The sequence below is a fragment of the Bradyrhizobium sp. SZCCHNS3002 genome, from assembly GCF_032377435.1.
Lineage (GTDB): Bacteria > Pseudomonadota > Alphaproteobacteria > Rhizobiales > Xanthobacteraceae > Bradyrhizobium.
This window is the reverse complement of the sequence record NZ_JAUHHY010000028.1, coordinates 17818-32750: the sequence shown is the minus strand read 5'-3', so window position 1 is coordinate 32750 and position 14933 is coordinate 17818. Positions and strand designations below refer to the sequence as shown.

Genomic DNA, 14933 nt, shown 5'->3' with positions numbered 1-14933 from the left:
CGGGACCGCGCTTGTGCATGGCCACCTCGCCTGGCGCGGCTTTCTCCGTGCTCTCCGTCGCGCTAAGAACGCGAGACCACCACGGAGCTCCCCATGACCGATCTCTGGCGCCTGCCGGCTGCCGATCTTGCCGCCCTCATCAAGTCGAAACAGGTCTCCGCCCGCGAGGCCGCGACATCCGCGCTGGCGCGGCTCGATGCGGTGAACCCCGCGATCAACGCCGTGATCGATCACCGTCCAGACGAGGTTCTGAAACAGGCCGACGCCATCGACGCCCGGCTGGCGAACGGCGAGGACCCCGGGCCGCTCGCCGGCGTGCCAGTGACGATCAAGGTCAATGTCGACCAGACAGGCTTCGCCACCACCAACGGCCTCAACCTGCAGAAGGACGCGATCGCGTCGGCGCACAATCCGGTCGTCAACAACTTCGTCAAGGCCGGCGCCGTGCTGCTCGGCCGCACCAACACCCCGGCGGTGTCCTACCGCTGGTTCACCAGCAACCTCATCCACGGGCACACCAGGAACCCGCGCGACCCCGGCATCACCCCGGGCGGCTCCTCCGGCGGCGCCGGCGCGGCGACCGCCGCCGGCATCGGCCATATCGGCCACGGCACCGATATCGCCGGCTCGGTGCGCTATCCCGCCTACGCCTGCGGCATCCACGGCCTGCGCCCCACGGTCGGGCGCATCCCCGCCTTCAACACCTGCCTGCCGGAGCGTCCGATCGGCCCGCAGATCAGCGCCGTCTCCGGCCCGCTGGCGCGGACGATCAACGACGTCAGGATCGCGCTGGCGGCGATGTCGGCGCGCGACGTCCGCGATGTCTGGTGGATGCCGGTGCCGCTCGAGGGACCGCCGCTGCCCAAGCGCGTCACGCTCTGCGTCAACCCCGACGGACTGAACCCGGTGCCCGAGGTGGTCGCCGCGCTGCGCGATGCCGCCAGGCGTCTCGAAGCGGCCGGCTGGACGGTCGAGGAGATCCAGGACACGCCGCCGCTGCAGGAGGCCGCGCTGCTGCAGACCCGGCTCTGGCTCGGCGACGGCTACGAGGCGCAGCTCGCCGCAGCCGAGAAGGAAGGCGATCCCGGCGCGCTGGCCTGCCTGCGCGGCGTCAGTGACAAGGTTCATCCGTTCGACCTCTCGGCGACGCTGGCCCGCCGCGCCGCGCTGACCCGGCAATGGCTCCTGTTCATGGAGCAGCATCCGCTGCTGCTGATGCCGGTCTCCGGCATGCTGCCGTTCGCCGACCAGCTCGACCGCAAGGACGAGGAGTCGTTCAGGCAGGTCTGGCATGCCCAGCTCACGCAGATCGCCATTCCCTTCTTCGGCCTGCCGGGCCTCGTGGTCTCCACTGGCATGGTCGGCCGCGTCCCCGTCGGCGTGCAGCTCGTCGGCCAGCGTTTTCGCGAGGACATGTGCCTTGCCGCGGGCGAGGCCATCGAGGCCGGCGGCACGCCGCCGTCACCGATCGATCCGGTGCTGGGCTGATGGCCAGCATCTACGATTTCACCGCGACCTCGCTGAAGGGCGAGGAGGTGCCGCTGCAGCGCTTCGAGGGCCAAGTGCTCCTGATCGTCAACACCGCCAGCGCCTGCGGCTTCACGCCGCAATATCGCGGCCTGGAGGCGCTGCACCGCGCCTATGCGGACAGGGGCTTTGCCGTGCTCGGTTTTCCCTGTAACCAGTTCGGCGCCCAGGAGCCCGGCACGGCCGAGGAGATCGGCGCGTTCTGCGCCGGCAAGTACGACGTCACCTTCCCGCTGTTTGCGAAGATCGACGTCAACGGCGCTGACGCGCACCCGCTGTACAGGTTCCTGAAGGGCGAGAAGACCGGCCTGTTGGGCTCGGCGATCAAATGGAATTTCACCAAATTCCTGGTCGATCGCACCGGCCACGTGGTGTCGCGCCATGCGCCGACCACCACGCCCGAGGCGTTGAAGAAAGAGATCGAGGCACTGCTGTGAGCGACAACGAGACCTTCACCTTCCCCGACCGCCTCTCGGTCGATCCGAAGAGCCCCTATTACAACGCGGAGATCCTGTCGCGCGACGTCGGCATCCGCTTCAAGGGCGCCGAGAAGACCAATGTCGAGGAATACTGCATCAGCGAAGGCTGGATCCGCGTCGCCGCCGGCACCGCCAAGGACCGCCACGGCAACCCGCTGACCATCAAGGTGCACGGCCCGGTGGAGCCGTATTTCAAGGATTGAGGGGCGGGGACGCTGACCTGCTCATATCCCTATCAGCCGGTCTCTGGCCTCTGAGATCAGGCAACCGCCAACCCAGACCTCGTCATGCCCGGGCTTGACCCGGGCATCCACGTCCTTCGTCGCGGCACGACGTGGATGGCCGGGACGAGCCCGGCCATGACGCCGGTGGGGCGGACGGGGCCCCCTCACACTCTGCTGTCATTGTCCACGAAGGCGGACGATCCAGTATTCCAGAGGCGGCAGTGATTGATCGAGAGGCCGCGGCGTACTGGATTCCCCACCTTCGCGGCGAATGACAGCAAGGGTGAGGGCGACGTCGACCCCACAGACAGGAAGCCGATGCACGATACTGGGGCGCCTAAGCCCGCACCTTGAGAATATTTGAGCGTCGCTCAAATATTTCTTGAACGTCGCTCACGTTTCGCTACACTCACCCTTATGCGACGCCGGCATCGGCCCGTGACGCGCAACGCGAGCAGCGTTTGCGCGACCGGACGCGCATGCTTTCCGGCGGACCATTTGAGGTGACGACCATGTCCTATTCCGAAACCGACCTCCGCGCCGCCGCAAGCGCCGGGGCCATCAGCCCGGACGAGCTGCAACGGCTGCTCACCTATCTCCACCAGCGCGCCCCCTCCACCGACGCCTCCCGCGCCCAATTCGATGCCGCGCATCTGCTCTGGTACGCCGGCGCGCTGATCGTGATCGGCGCGATGGGCCTGTTCTCGACGGTGGCGTTCTCGCAGCTGGGCGGCCGCGCGCTGACCGCCTGCGCGCTCGCTTACGCCGCGGCTTTCGGTCTCGCCGGCAACCACCTCTGGCGCCGCGGCCTGCGCGTCCCCGGCGGCCTGCTGATCGCCATCGCCGTGTCGATGGCGCCGCTCGCCGTCTACGGCGTGCAGGAGGAGCTCGGCTGGTGGGGCAGGTTCGGCAAGCCCGGCACGGTTCAGGACTTCTACGTCTGGATCAAGGGCAGCTGGCTGTTCATGGAGCTCGCCACCCTCGCGGCCGGCGCGATCGCGCTACGCTTCTATCGCGTGCCCTTCATCGTCGCGATCATCTCGGTCGCGCTGTGGTTCATGTCGATGGACCTCACGCCCTGGATCTTCAACGTCAGCCACATCGACTGGGAGATACGCCGCATCGTCTCGATCTGGTTCGGCCTCGGCATTCTCGCGGTCGCCTGGACCGTCGACTACAACAGCCGCAGCCGCGACTTCGGCTTCTGGCTGCACCTGTTCGGCCTGATGGCCTTCTGGGGCGGCATCAGCGCCACCGAAGGCGCGACCGAGCTCGGCAAGGCGGTCTACTGTCTGCTCAACGTCGGCCTGCTCGCCATCGCCGTCATCATCGTCCGCCGCGCCTACGCCGTGTTCGGCGCCATCGGCATCACGATGTATCTCGGCCACCTCGCCGACGTCGTGTTCAAGAACTCGCTGCTATTCCCGTTCGCGCTGTCGCTGATCGGCGTCGCGGTCGTGGCGGTGGGGCTGGCGTATCACAGGAAGCAGAAGGTGATTGCGGCGTGGCTCACGGCCAATCTGCCGGCAGCGGTGCTGCGGCTGCGGCCGCAGCAAGCCGCGGCCTAAAGCCTGCGCTACGGCCCTTCTTCGCGACGCCCGCCTTCGGCGCGCTCCTCAGGACGAGGTCCGTATCCGCTGAGACGGCTTCGTTCCTCATGGTGAGGAGCGCCGCTCGCGGCGCGTCTCGAACCATGAGCCCCGAGCGGTTGGCGCCTGGGCGCGACGCTACGATCCGAGCGGTGCGATGCCATGGATTTTCAGCATCGCATCGACATATTGCGGGTAGCTGACAGAGAGATCGGCGCTGACAGGGCGCTCCCGGTTGGCAGCGACGTATTGACGAAGGGTATCGAGCTGGCCGAGCTTGATGAGGAAGATCGGCACATACATCACGAAGGCAGGTGATGCCCTTCGTTCAGCCACGGCTTCGCGCCACAAGGACTCTATGTTGGTGTGCGCCTGAATGTATGGGTACCCGCAGGTCCGGATGCAGTGAACGATGTCGTCCGCAACGGTTGGCTCCAACGCTTTGCCGCGATAAGTCCAAGAAATCCTAGCCCGATTGCCAGCGTCCTGTTCGGCAAGTTGCTGCAAGTTGATCATGATCAGTGGCGGTCCATTCTTGCCGTATCGCCATGGAGCACCCGACATCTTCAGCGCTTCGCTGCTGGCCTTCAGGAACTCGTCGTTGAACACGCCGACAACCGGGCCCAGGCTGTAACGTCCGGAGTCCACACCGATCCATCCTCGCCACGCGTTGGTCCATGGCTTCACATAGATCCCGCGGGAAGGCTGCCGAAAGCCATCTTCCGAGAGCAATTCGGATATGCGTTTCGAAATCTCCGCTGAGGTGCTCATGAATATCTCTCGGTGTCGGAATGTCCTCGGAGTTCCGGTGTCTGCTTCTCCCGGAGCAAGAATTTTGCCGCTGTCACGCCCGCCCAAATTCCAAGGAGGCCGCCCAGACCTATGCCAACCACGACACCCAACAGCGCCAGCATGCTCCAGTCGCTGTGAATGCCCCTAGGCGCGAAACTGAGAGCAAAGAAGCCGGCTGCCAAGGCCGTGTAGCCGAGACCGACCGCTCCAAGCGCGCCGCCAATCAGCGCGGTGGCGGCAACGAATGACGCTCGTATCGCTTTTCCCATCGCAAGCCTGCGGCATCCCTGGAGGCAAGATTTGTTCTACGGTCTGTCGGCATCTGCCAGTCTGTATCGTCCTTCGAGCACAAACTCCTGCACGTCTGCAGCGAGCCGTCAAATCGAACCAAGGAGCAATGGTCATGCGGATCACCGTCGAAACCACCGTCTCAGCCCCGATCGATCAGGTCTGGCGCGCCTATACGACGCCGGCCGATATCGTGAAGTGGAACGCTGCCTCGGACGACTGGCATACGACCAAGGCCACGATCGATCTGCGGGAGGGCGGAGATTTCTCCTCTCGCATGGAGGCCAAGGACGGCAGCATGGGCTTCGACTTCGCCGGGACCTACACGAAGATCGTCGAGCACAAGCTGATCGCCTACGCCTTCGGCGACCGGAAAGCGGACGTCCATTTCGAGACCGGTCCGAACGGCGTTCTCGTTCGCGTTGTCTTCGATCCTGAAACGACGCACCCGGTCGAGATGCAACAGCAAGGCTGGCAGGCCATTCTCGACAATTTCAAACGGCACGTGGAGGCGAAGGCGTCCTGAGCGTGCCGGGCGCACGGCGTCCCGATGGGGGGCGTCGTGAACGGCCTGAATCTTCTCCCTTGACAAATTCCGAAAATCAGCAATATTGCTGATATCCTGCCTCATCGCAGAGGGGCGTACGCGTCGTCACGAACGTCGGGGCAGGGATGCGGTGGCTGTGAGGATGTCGGCAGACGACCGGCGTCCTTGCGGACGGAGAAGTCGTGTGGTCCTGGCCTCTCGACGCTGAGGTCAAGTCTGCGTTGTTGCTTGACGGCACGCGCGGGCGATGGGGGCAAGAAAGCCCGATCCCCAGGGAGAGCACGAAGGACACCGTGAAAACCATCGCGCAGGGAAGGCCGGAATGCATCGGTCGTACCTGTGGTTCCTGCCCCGTGCATTTTTCTCGCACGGGGGCCATGGGTGTGGCCAGCACCCGGTCTTCCCTGCGCCCTCTGTCTTTGATCAGGGGGACATGTCGATGCAGAACTCGGGCGCCACGCGCCGCGAGGCTACGGTCGCACGTCCTTTGAGCTGTTTGAGATGTGAATCCGGTCTAGCCCCATCGTCGTCCCGGCGAACGCCGGGACCCATACGCCGCGGCGGAAGTGGCTTGGCGAGGTCCAACGACGAGCCTGCCTCAAACGAGGTCCTGTGGTTATGGATCCCGGCGTTCGCCGGTATGACGCGGTGGTTGTTGCAGGAGCGCGCTGCCTCATGGAGGCCATTGAGAGCTACCGACGCAGCCGTTTTCCTCCGCTGTCGTCCCGGACAAGCCGTGACGCGCAAGGCGCGTCGCGGCGCCGATCCGGGACCCATACGCCGCGGCGGATGTGGCCTGGCGAGGTCTAACGACCGGACCTGCCTCAAACGACTGCCTGTGGTTATGGATCCCGGCGTGCACCGGGATGACACTGACTTTGTAGCTTGAGCGTTCCGTCTCATGAGCCTTGTGAGTGCAAGACTACGACGACAGCCGCATATCCAGCAGCCGCCGGCCTTCGCCGCGCAGCAGCTTCTTCACCGCGCTGGAGGCGACGACCTCGCCGTCATTGGCATAGGCTTCGTGGTTCTTCTCGATGTCCTCGAGCCGGTACAGGTAGTTCACCATCACGGTTGCGGATTCGCGCTGGCCCTTGGAGGAGAGGTCGCCGAGCCAGTTGATGCGCTCGAGTCTGGCGCCATTGCCGAGGTGGAAGCGGGCGACGGGATCGATCACCTTGCCCTTCGACGTGCGCGCTTTGAGGAAGTAGTGCGCGGCGAGCGGCTCGATCACCGGGCGCAGCTCGGCGGTCATCTCGGCATCCTCGACCCAGCGCGGCTCGTTCAGCAGCTTGAGCACGTTGCGATCCTCTTCGGTCGCATCGGGGGTCGACTTCAGCCAGTTCATGAAGCCGGGCACCGGCGACAGCGTGACGAAGGTGTCGAGCTTCGGCAGCTCGCGGCGGAGCTCCTCGACCACCTGCTTGATCAGGAAGTTACCGAACGAGATGCCGCCGAGGCCACGCTGGGTGTTGGAGATCGAATAGAACACGGCGGTACGGGCGCGGTCGGCGGGCACCGGCGGACGGTCGACCGCGAGCAGCGGCGCGATGGCGCCGGGGATGGTCTCGGTCAGCGCGATCTCGACGAAGATCAAGGGCGCGTCGGGCATCGCCGGATGGAAGAAGGCGTAGCAGCGGCGATCGACCGGATCGATGCGGCGGCGCAGGTCGTCCCAGTCGTGGATCTCGTGCACCGCCTCGTAGCGGATGATCTGCTCCAGAATGTTCGCCGGCGTCGACCAGTCGATCTTACGCAGCACGAGAAACCCCCTGTTGAACCATGAGCTCAAGAGATGCACGACGTCGCGATCGAGCGCGGCGAGTTCCGGATTGCCCTTGATGAGATCCAGGAGATCGGTGCGCATCGCCACGAGTTCGGGCGTGCCGCCCGGCGCGCGGTTGAGCCGGCGGATCAATTCCTGCCGGCGCGGCTCGGAGGCGAAATGCAGCGCGCTCGCGCCTTCGTCCGACGGTGCCGCGCGCCAATCGTCGATCGCCTTGGCGAGCTTGGCCTTGTCGGGCCCGAAATCATGCACCAGCGCGGTGAAGAACGCCTTGCGGCCCTCGGGGTCGAGATCGTGATAGCCGTCGAGCACGTCGCGGGCCATCGCCGTGCCCGAGGCCTCGCCGGCGCCGGACACCAGCGCCTCGCACAGCTCGGCCAGGCTTTTCGCATCATGCTTGTCGGTAGGGGTGCCGCCGCCGCGCAGCAGCGTCCGGCCTCGCTCGGAAATTGTGGTGATCAGGTCGGTGAAAAAGGCGTTGGCCATCTGATGTCGGTCGAATCCCGGAGCGTGATGAGGGCGATGTTACATGGATTTATGGCAAAGCTGGCGACATTCAAACATAACAAATCGTCAACGCCGCCGCCGCGGCGTGCATATGCGGCCGGCGTGTCATGCACCTGTCTGCTCCGCGAATTCGGTCGGAGTGCGGCCGGTGACCTGCCTGAAGGCATGCGAAAACGCCGGCACGCTGGCATAGCCGAGATCGGCGGCGAGCTGCTTGACGGAGAGGTGACGGTCGGTGGACAGCCGCTCGATCGCGGCGGCGATCCGGGCGCGCTGGCACCACGCCTTGAAGCTCAGCCGCGTCTCCGCCGCGAACAGCCGCGACAGAGTGCGGGCCGAGCTGCCGACCTTGCCCGCCAGGGTCGCCAGATCCTCCTCGCTCGCGGGAGAGGCGAGGACGAGCTGGGCGGCGCGGCGTGCGCGCGGATCCTGCGGCAGGGGGATGAAGGTCGAGGAATCCTCGGCGCGGCGCAATTCGAGCAGCGCGAGCCGCACCAGCAGCGCGGTGCGCGCACGGTCGCCGTCGGCGGCGAACAGCGCCAGGATCGCCTGGTGCAGCAGCGGCGAGACCTGCACCACGAACTCGCGGTCGAGCCGCACGCCCCGCGTCTCCCGCGTCAGCCAGTCCTGCTCGAAATACAGCGTGCGCATCTGGCTGTCGGCCAGCATGTCGATGGCATGGCCGTGACGCGCCGGAACCCAGACGGCGCGGTCCGGCGGCACCAGCCAGCGTCCGCGCGGCGTCGTCACCTGCATCGTGCCGCGCGAGGCGTAGATCAACTGGGACTCGCGGTGCATGTGCGGATCGAGCCGGGCGCCCTTGTGATAGAGGCGCGCGATCAGGTGGACGCCGGGCTCGGTCGTCACCCGGTCGGCGCCGAGCGGCTTCAATGGCGTGTCCACGATGGTCATTGGCGGCTTCTCGTTGGTCACCTCGACTATAACCGATCTGCCAGGAATCGAGGACAGCTCCCATGAACAGCCCCCGCCGCGTCATCGGCTTCGTCAACGCGGCCCATTTCATCGACCATTATGCGATGCTGATCTTCGCAGCCGCGGTGATCATCATGGGCCCTGCGCTCGGCATGGCCTATGCGGACCTGCTGCCCTATGCGACGCCGGGCTTCATCGCCTTCGGCGCCGGCTCGCTCCTGACCGGCTGGCTCGGCGACCGCTGGAGCCGGCGGCACATGATGCTGATCTTCTATCTCGGCATCGGCCTGTCGATGATCTCGGTCGGACTGGTGCAGACGCCCTGGCAGCTCGGCGCGGCGCTGCTCGCGATCGGCCTGTTTGCCTCGATCTATCATCCGGTGGGAACCGCGATGCTGGTGTCCTATGCCGACCGGCTCGGCCGCGACATGGGGCTGAACGGCGTGTTCGGCAATCTCGGCGTCGCCTCGTCGGCGCTGGTCACCGGGGTGGTCGGGCAATATCTCGGCTGGCGCTTCGCCTTCATCGTGCCCGGCGTGATCACGGTCGGCATCGGCGTGGTGTTCGCGCTGGCGGTCGCGCATGAGGACCGCCGCGGATCGAAGCAGGCGGCGGCGCAGGCCCGGGTCGCGCGTGATCAGATGTGGCGCGTGGTGCTGGCGCTGCTGCTGGTGGTGATCGCGATCTCGACGACGTTCAACGCGATCACCGTGGCGCTGCCAAAACTGTTCGCGGAGCGGCTGGCGGGGCTGACGCAGAGCCCGGCGCTGCTCGGTGTGATCGCGGCCGGCGTCTACGTGTTCGGCGCCATGACGCAGTATACGATCGGGCGGCTGCTCGACCGCCACGCGCTGAAGACGATCGCGCTGCCGCTGTCGCTGGTGCTGGCGCCGCTGCTCTATCTCGCCGCGGATGCCCGCGACTGGGCGCTGATCGTGGCCTCGATCGGCATCGTCATGGGGGCATTCGGGCAGGTCACGGTGAACGACGCGATGGTCGGCAAGTACACCGCTGAGGAGTGGCGCTCGCGCGCCTATGCGGTGCGCTATTTCATCGGCTTCACCGCGGCCGGCGCCTCGGTCGGCCTGGTCGCCTGGCTGTATGAGCACGGCGGCTTCGCCACCATGCTGCAGGCCTTCGCTGCGCTCTGCCTGGTCGCGGTCATCGCCGCGCTGATCCTGCCGCCGGAGCTTCCGGCGGCGCAGCCGGCGCTGCGGCAGGCGCCGGCGGAGTGAGAATGCGATCCACCCAAATTTTCCCAATTGCCAGGCCTGCGCCGCCGGCGCAGCCTTGGCCGATATGCGCGTGCTGATACTGACGAGACCCGATTGGCCACCCTGCGGGCGACTGCGGTGGCGACAAGAGATTGAAGCACGATACCATTGAGGATCCGCCGATGATCAATTGCTTCAAGAGACTGCTGGTGCTCGGGATGGCCGCGGCGGCCGGCCTCGTAGCAACGCAGGCGCTGGCGCAGAGCGATGCGCAGCGCAACGCGATCAAGTCGGCATGCCGGTCGGACTACATGTCGAAATGCGCCAGCGTGCCGCCCGGCGGCGCGGCGGCGTTCCAATGCCTGCAGAAGAACATCGCGGGCCTGTCCTCAGCTTGCCAGACGGCGGTCAAGGCGCTCGAGCCCGCGGCAGAGGCAAGGCCTCCGGCAGACGCCAAGCCTGTCGTGGAGGCCAAGCCGGCTTCGGCGCCGCCGGCCGCGAGCGCGCCGGTCGCCGCCGAGGCGAGCAAGCCTTCCGCCGAACCTCCAAAGGCTGCGGCGCAGCCGGCCGCGTCCGTCCCGGCCGCGCCTGCCCAGTTGGCCACGGCCGCGGCCAAGCCGGCTGCGGCGGCGCCTGCGGGCAAGCCGAGCGAGGCCCAGGTGGCCGCGATCCGAACTGCCTGCGGCGCCGATTACCGCAAGGTCTGCAGCAGCGTGCCGCCGGGCGGCGCGGCGGCGCTGCAGTGCCTGGAGCAGAACAAGGTGAGAGTGTCCGGCCCCTGCGCTCAGGCGATGGCGTCTTCGAGCGGCGGCGTCACGCCGAGCGGGGCATCGACGGCGACCGCGGCTGTTGCCCGGCCCGCGGCGACAACCGCCGCTGCACCGGCGGCGCCCGCGCTGGTGTTGCGACCGCTGCGGCCGCTCGAGGAGTTGCGCATCGTGAGGGCCGCCTGCGGCGCGGACGCGCGGGCGTTGTGCAGCGGCATCGAGCCGGGCGGCGGCCGGATCGCGCAGTGCCTCGCGGCCAATGCCGGTGCGCTGACACCTGGCTGCAAGGGCATGCTCGCGCAGTTTGCGGCCAATCGCTGATGCAGGGCGGCTGTCGCCGTTCACGGTTACCACCGCAGTGCACGCGGGGATGCACAGGAGAGCGAATCCACCCAAATTGTCCCAATTGTCGGGTGGGGACGTCCCAGGCAAGGTCGCAACAGGGTGGATATTTGACCAATCAGATCATGATCAGGAGTTTGAAGATGAGCGCCATTCTTTCACGTGCCATTATTTCCACGCTGTGCGGATTGTTCATCCTGGCGGTAATGCCGTTCGTGTCGATGTCGGATGCCAACGCCGTGGTCTGCGCACGCGGCGTCGTGCGAGCCGGCTGCGCCGGTGCGGCGGGCGCCGTGGTGGTTCGCAAGCCGCCGGTGGCGGCTGCGGCGTGCCGCACGGTGATCGTCAATGGCGTCGCGGTTCGGCGCTGCGTTTAAGCGACGCTTAATTGGTTTTCGGTATCGAGTTATTTGAAACCGTAATTGCGACGCGCAAGTTTTGCGCGTCGCATGCTGCTTTGCGCAAGCGAGGTAAGCTGTATTTAACGGTGCTCCCGGCAAGGTGCGGCTCGTATCCAACTTGCAATTCGATGGGAGAGGGCCATGGCGTTTTGGCGCTGGCTGCGTGACGCAGCCCTGGCAGCTGCGGTAGTCACGTTTGCCGGCAACGCCGCCGGCGCAGCCGGTTTGAAGGAAGAAATCGCGCCGACCGGCAAGCTTCGCGTCGCCATCGCCGTCGGCGCCGCCGGCGGGGCGTTCTGGTGCGTCAAGTCGGACAGCGGCTATTCAGGCGTTCCGGTCGAACTGGGCAAGGCCATGGCCGCGCAGGTCGGTGTGCCCGTCGAATTCGTCGAGCATCCGAATTCCAATGCGATCACCGAAGATGCTGCGCGGGGCATCTGGGATGTGGCCTTCATGCCGAGGGACACGGAGCGCGAAACCAAGGTCTCGTTCGGTCCGGTCTACGATTCGGTCGAGACCACCTTCATCGTCCGCGCCGGTCTCGACGTCGCCAACGTCGCCGCGCTGGACCATGCCGGCACCGAGGTTGCGGCCATCAACGATACGACCGTGATGCGCGGCGCCAAGGCCTTCCTGAAGAAGGCGACCGTCACCGGCTTCAAGTCCTATGAGGAAGTCTATGCGCTGCTGAGTGCCGGCGAGATCGACGCGCTGGCCTTGGCCCGCGATCAACTGAATCTCATCGCCAAGCAGATTCCCGGCACCAAGGTGCTGGCCGAGACCTTCAAGAAGACGGACACCGCGGTTGCGGTGCCGCTGAAGCATCCGCAGTCGCTGGCCTTCGTCACCAAGTTCATGACGGAGTCCAAGGCGAACGGTCTGCTCAAGAAGGCCTACGGCGCCAACAATCTGAGCGAGTCGACTTTGCTCACCCAGTAAGCGCACCGACGCTGCCTGCCGGACTCTCCCGCGCCAGGGGCGGGGGAGAGCCATCGTCTCAGCCGGGCTCCTTCGGTATCAGTTCGGCGCCCGCCTCACGATCGGATCAAGGCCGCTTTCCGCGATGACGTGACGCGCATCCGGTGATTGCAGGAACTTGATGAGCGCCTTGCCGGCCTCCGGCTCCTTGGCGGCCGTGGCGATGCCGGCGGAGAACACGGTGATCTTCTGCAGTCCGGCCGGCAGCGGCCCGACGATGTCGATGCCCTTCACCGGCTTGAGCTCGCTGATCTGCTGAAAGCCGATCTCCGCTTCGCCCTGGGCCACGATCTCGCCGACGGGAGTGGCCGGAATCATCCGCGCCTTGCCTTTCATCTCGTCCTTGATGCCAAGCCTGTCGAACATCTCGGTGGAGACATAGACGCCGCTGGCGCTGTCCGAATAGGCGATGGTCTTGGCGGCGATCAGCATGCGTTTCACGGCTTCCGCGTTCGAAATATCGGGATGCGGCGTCCCCGACTTGACGGCGACGCCGATCGGCGAGTTGGCGAGGTCCGCACGGCTATCCGGCGTCACCTTGCCCTTGGTGGTGAGATCGCTGAGCGCGTAGCCCACCATGATGAGGACATCGGCAGGTTCGCCACGCTCGAGGCGAACCGGAATCGCATTCGTGGTTGTTCCCATCGACGGGCCGTACGCAATCGCGACCTTGTGACCCGAGCGCCGCTCGAACTCCGGCACCAGGGATTTGAATGCAGCGGTCATGCCGCCGGAGATCATGACGTGAACTTCTGCGGCTTGGGCCGCGGTGGTCAGGAGGAACGCGGCCGAAGCGGCGAGACCGATGGTGCGGAGATGGGTCGAGAGGATCATGGCAGGCTCCGAGGCGAACGGCTGGAGGCCGGGGGCGCTTTGGATAGCCCGACTGTGCCGGGAAGGCCAGCGCCCCGCGGGGCCGGCCATCCCTCCGCAATGCGTCTCGCTCGCGGCGTCACTGTGTCTGCAGCGCGGCGAGACTGTTCGCCGCCACCTCAGCCGGCCTGATAGGCCGGCGCGGATGCGAGAAAGTCGTTATACGCGTCCGCATCGGGCGGCGTGAACATCTCCGCCAATGGATTGCGCCGTCGGCGCCGAGCGCCGATGTCGGCAAGCAGTTCGTCGAAATGCTTGAAGTGATAGGGCGCGACGCAAAGTCCGCCATACACGCCCGCGGCAGGGCGCTCGATCCGCTTGAAATGCAGCATCATCTCGATGTTGTCGCGCATCTCGCGCTCGCTCGGTTGATGCGCCAGCTGTTTGTCGGCGTAGCGCACCAGCCAGTTGGCGGCCATGTCCGCACAGAGCACGGTGCAGAAGCTCGAATTGAAGCCGACGAATCCCATGTCGGGAAGATCGGGATTGGCGATCAGCCGATAGAGCCGGTACTGCCCGTCCGGATCGACCAGTCTGGCGCGGTCGGCATCCGACAGGAATGGGACCCCGAGCTTGTAGCCGATGGCGAGGATCGCGACGTCGGCCGGAATCCGTTCACCGCCGCTGGTCACGATGGTGTTCGGCTCGTAGTGGTCGAAGGTGCCGTAGACCGGCTTGATCCGGCCGTCTGCGACCATCGGGAAGAAGTCGGGCGTGGCGATCGGGACGGAGCAGTTCACGCCGTCCTCGATCCTGCCCTTCGGCACCATGTTGCATTTGGCGAGCTTCAACTGCGTCTTGAGCACGCTCTCCAGGCCGCGCCAATTGGCCCAGACGAGCGGCTTGGCCAGCAGATGGGCAACGCGCGCGAGCGGGCCGATGCCCCAGCTTGCGAACATCTGCTCCTGGGCACGGATATAGAGGATGCGCTTGAAGTTGATCAGACCGCCGACGAAGTAGGGAATGCGCCACACCGCTTCGCGAAGCACGATCGTGACCGAGCGCGCGCCGGCGCGTACGGCGTTGACTGCGATGTCGGTTGCCGATTTCGAGCCGCCGAGGACCACCACGTCGCGCCCCTTCGTGAGCGCGGCATTGTTGTATTTCGAGGAATGCAGGATCAAGCCGCCGGCGGCCGCGAACTGATCTTCGCCGCCAAGCGACAACGTCTGCGGCTCGTTGAACTGACCGGTGCAGACGGCGACGAAATCGAAATCCTCCCGGCTCGTTCGGTCTCCGGTTTTGAGGTCGAGGCTCCATCCAGGCTTGCCGTCACTGCGGCGCTGCATCGCAAGCACGGTCGTGTTCAACCGCATCAGGCGGATGAGGTCGTGGGATTTCGCGTAGTCGGCAAGATACGCATAGACCTGCGGTCCCTTCGGCCATTCGGGGTAGTGATCCGGCATCGCCTTGTCGGTGTAGCGATAGAGCTCCTTGGGGCTCTGCGTCTGCACGTCGGGATAGGACCGCGCGGGCTCCCAGACGCCACCGAGATCGGCGCTCCGCTCGACGATGGTGACGTCGTGCCCGCGGGCGGTGAATGCTTTGGCTGCAGCCAGGCCGGAGACGCCGGCACCGATCACACAGACATTCTTTCGGCTGATCATGGGACCTCCTTGTTGTCGAGCGCGCAGCCGCGTTCGGGCGGCATTCGCCCGCCGCGCTGCAGAAGCCCGCGAGAGTTCG

14 protein-coding genes are annotated in these 14933 nt (G+C 66.0%); 9 read left to right on the top strand and 5 right to left on the bottom strand.

The features are described 5' to 3' along the window. Nucleotides 1-93 precede the first annotated feature (93 nt). The 4 genes from QW845_RS33605 to QW845_RS33590 all read left to right on the top strand — a co-directional run bounded on the left by QW845_RS33605 (nucleotide 94) and on the right by QW845_RS33590 (nucleotide 3798). Entirely contained in the window at nucleotides 94-1488 is a 1395-nt protein-coding gene (locus tag QW845_RS33605; RefSeq protein ID WP_315805797.1) for an amidase family protein, read from the top strand. After that, a complete protein-coding gene (locus QW845_RS33600) occupies nucleotides 1488-1964 on the top strand; it encodes a glutathione peroxidase (protein WP_315805796.1) in 477 nt (158 codons plus the stop codon). Before QW845_RS33605 ends, QW845_RS33600 begins: the two co-directional genes overlap by 1 nt. After that, nucleotides 1961-2209, top strand: a complete 249-nt coding sequence (locus QW845_RS33595; RefSeq protein WP_006614234.1) for a DUF3297 family protein — start codon at nucleotides 1961-1963, stop codon at nucleotides 2207-2209. Before QW845_RS33600 ends, QW845_RS33595 begins: the two co-directional genes overlap by 4 nt. Nucleotides 2210-2742: 533 nt before the next feature. Then, on the top strand, nucleotides 2743-3798 hold the full coding sequence (locus QW845_RS33590; protein ID WP_315805795.1) for a hypothetical protein: 1056 nt from the start codon (nucleotides 2743-2745) through the stop codon (nucleotides 3796-3798). 159 nt (nucleotides 3799-3957) lie between these two features. Here QW845_RS33590 and QW845_RS33585 read toward each other — a convergent pair whose 3' ends face one another. Beyond that, nucleotides 3958-4590: a hypothetical protein gene (locus QW845_RS33585; RefSeq protein WP_315805794.1), complete on the bottom strand. Its 633-nt coding sequence runs from the start codon at nucleotides 4588-4590 to the stop codon at nucleotides 3958-3960. A 424-nt stretch (nucleotides 4591-5014) separates the two neighbouring features. Here QW845_RS33585 and QW845_RS33580 point away from each other — a divergent pair, with 424 nt between their 5' ends. Then, nucleotides 5015-5425 carry an SRPBCC family protein gene (locus QW845_RS33580; protein WP_315805793.1) on the top strand — a complete coding sequence of 137 codons (411 nt, stop codon included), beginning with the start codon at nucleotides 5015-5017 and terminating at the stop codon, nucleotides 5423-5425. A gap of 943 nt (nucleotides 5426-6368) precedes the next feature. Here QW845_RS33580 and QW845_RS33575 read toward each other — a convergent pair. Further along, nucleotides 6369-7718: a malonyl-CoA decarboxylase gene (locus QW845_RS33575; protein ID WP_315805792.1), complete on the bottom strand. Its 1350-nt coding sequence runs from the start codon at nucleotides 7716-7718 to the stop codon at nucleotides 6369-6371. A 126-nt stretch (nucleotides 7719-7844) separates the two neighbouring features. Continuing rightward, nucleotides 7845-8651, bottom strand: a complete 807-nt coding sequence (locus tag QW845_RS33570; protein WP_315805791.1) for a helix-turn-helix transcriptional regulator — start codon at nucleotides 8649-8651, stop codon at nucleotides 7845-7847. Nucleotides 8652-8713: 62 nt separating this feature from the next. On the opposite strand from QW845_RS33570, the gene QW845_RS33565 reads away from it, so the two are divergent. The 4 genes from QW845_RS33565 (at nucleotide 8714) to QW845_RS33550 (ending at nucleotide 12335) form a co-directional block, all read left to right on the top strand. Continuing rightward, complete coding sequence (locus QW845_RS33565) at nucleotides 8714-9907, top strand: MFS transporter (RefSeq protein ID WP_315805790.1); 1194 nt, start codon at nucleotides 8714-8716, stop codon at nucleotides 9905-9907. Between the two features lie 161 nt (nucleotides 9908-10068). Further along, nucleotides 10069-10974 carry a hypothetical protein gene (locus QW845_RS33560; RefSeq protein WP_315805789.1) on the top strand — a complete coding sequence of 302 codons (906 nt, stop codon included), beginning with the start codon at nucleotides 10069-10071 and terminating at the stop codon, nucleotides 10972-10974. Nucleotides 10975-11138: 164 nt separating this feature from the next. Next, a complete protein-coding gene (locus QW845_RS33555) occupies nucleotides 11139-11372 on the top strand; it encodes a hypothetical protein (protein ID WP_315805809.1) in 234 nt (77 codons plus the stop codon). A 165-nt stretch (nucleotides 11373-11537) separates the two neighbouring features. After that, nucleotides 11538-12335 carry a transporter substrate-binding domain-containing protein gene (locus tag QW845_RS33550; protein ID WP_315805788.1) on the top strand — a complete coding sequence of 266 codons (798 nt, stop codon included), beginning with the start codon at nucleotides 11538-11540 and terminating at the stop codon, nucleotides 12333-12335. A gap of 78 nt (nucleotides 12336-12413) precedes the next feature. Here the strand turns inward: QW845_RS33550 and QW845_RS33545 are convergent, their stop codons facing one another. After that, entirely contained in the window at nucleotides 12414-13208 is a 795-nt protein-coding gene (locus tag QW845_RS33545) for an extracellular solute-binding protein (RefSeq protein WP_315805787.1), read from the bottom strand. Nucleotides 13209-13366: 158 nt separating this feature from the next. Then, nucleotides 13367-14854 (bottom strand): NAD(P)/FAD-dependent oxidoreductase, encoded by a 1488-nt coding sequence (locus tag QW845_RS33540; RefSeq protein ID WP_315805786.1) that lies wholly within the window; start codon nucleotides 14852-14854, stop codon nucleotides 13367-13369. Between the last annotated feature and the right edge of the window lie 79 nt (nucleotides 14855-14933).

What these genes read in the sequence shown, in the direction of transcription:
- QW845_RS33540 (WP_315805786.1), bottom strand. Translation starts at nt 14,854, where the DNA reads ATGATCAGCCGAAAGAATGTCTGTGTGATCGGTGCCGGCGTCTCCGGC.
- QW845_RS33555 (WP_315805809.1), top strand. Translation starts at nt 11,139, where the DNA reads ATGAGCGCCATTCTTTCACGTGCCATTATTTCCACGCTGTGCGGATTG.
- QW845_RS33565 (WP_315805790.1), top strand. Translation starts at nt 8,714, where the DNA reads ATGAACAGCCCCCGCCGCGTCATCGGCTTCGTCAACGCGGCCCATTTC.
- QW845_RS33590 (WP_315805795.1), top strand. Translation starts at nt 2,743, where the DNA reads ATGTCCTATTCCGAAACCGACCTCCGCGCCGCCGCAAGCGCCGGGGCC.
- QW845_RS33600 (WP_315805796.1), top strand. Translation starts at nt 1,488, where the DNA reads ATGGCCAGCATCTACGATTTCACCGCGACCTCGCTGAAGGGCGAGGAG.
- QW845_RS33605 (WP_315805797.1), top strand. Translation starts at nt 94, where the DNA reads ATGACCGATCTCTGGCGCCTGCCGGCTGCCGATCTTGCCGCCCTCATC.
- QW845_RS33545 (WP_315805787.1), bottom strand. Translation starts at nt 13,208, where the DNA reads ATGATCCTCTCGACCCATCTCCGCACCATCGGTCTCGCCGCTTCGGCC.
- QW845_RS33560 (WP_315805789.1), top strand. Translation starts at nt 10,069, where the DNA reads ATGATCAATTGCTTCAAGAGACTGCTGGTGCTCGGGATGGCCGCGGCG.
- QW845_RS33575 (WP_315805792.1), bottom strand. Translation starts at nt 7,718, where the DNA reads ATGGCCAACGCCTTTTTCACCGACCTGATCACCACAATTTCCGAGCGA.
- QW845_RS33570 (WP_315805791.1), bottom strand. Translation starts at nt 8,651, where the DNA reads ATGACCATCGTGGACACGCCATTGAAGCCGCTCGGCGCCGACCGGGTG.
- QW845_RS33550 (WP_315805788.1), top strand. Translation starts at nt 11,538, where the DNA reads ATGGCGTTTTGGCGCTGGCTGCGTGACGCAGCCCTGGCAGCTGCGGTA.
- QW845_RS33580 (WP_315805793.1), top strand. Translation starts at nt 5,015, where the DNA reads ATGCGGATCACCGTCGAAACCACCGTCTCAGCCCCGATCGATCAGGTC.
- QW845_RS33585 (WP_315805794.1), bottom strand. Translation starts at nt 4,590, where the DNA reads ATGAGCACCTCAGCGGAGATTTCGAAACGCATATCCGAATTGCTCTCG.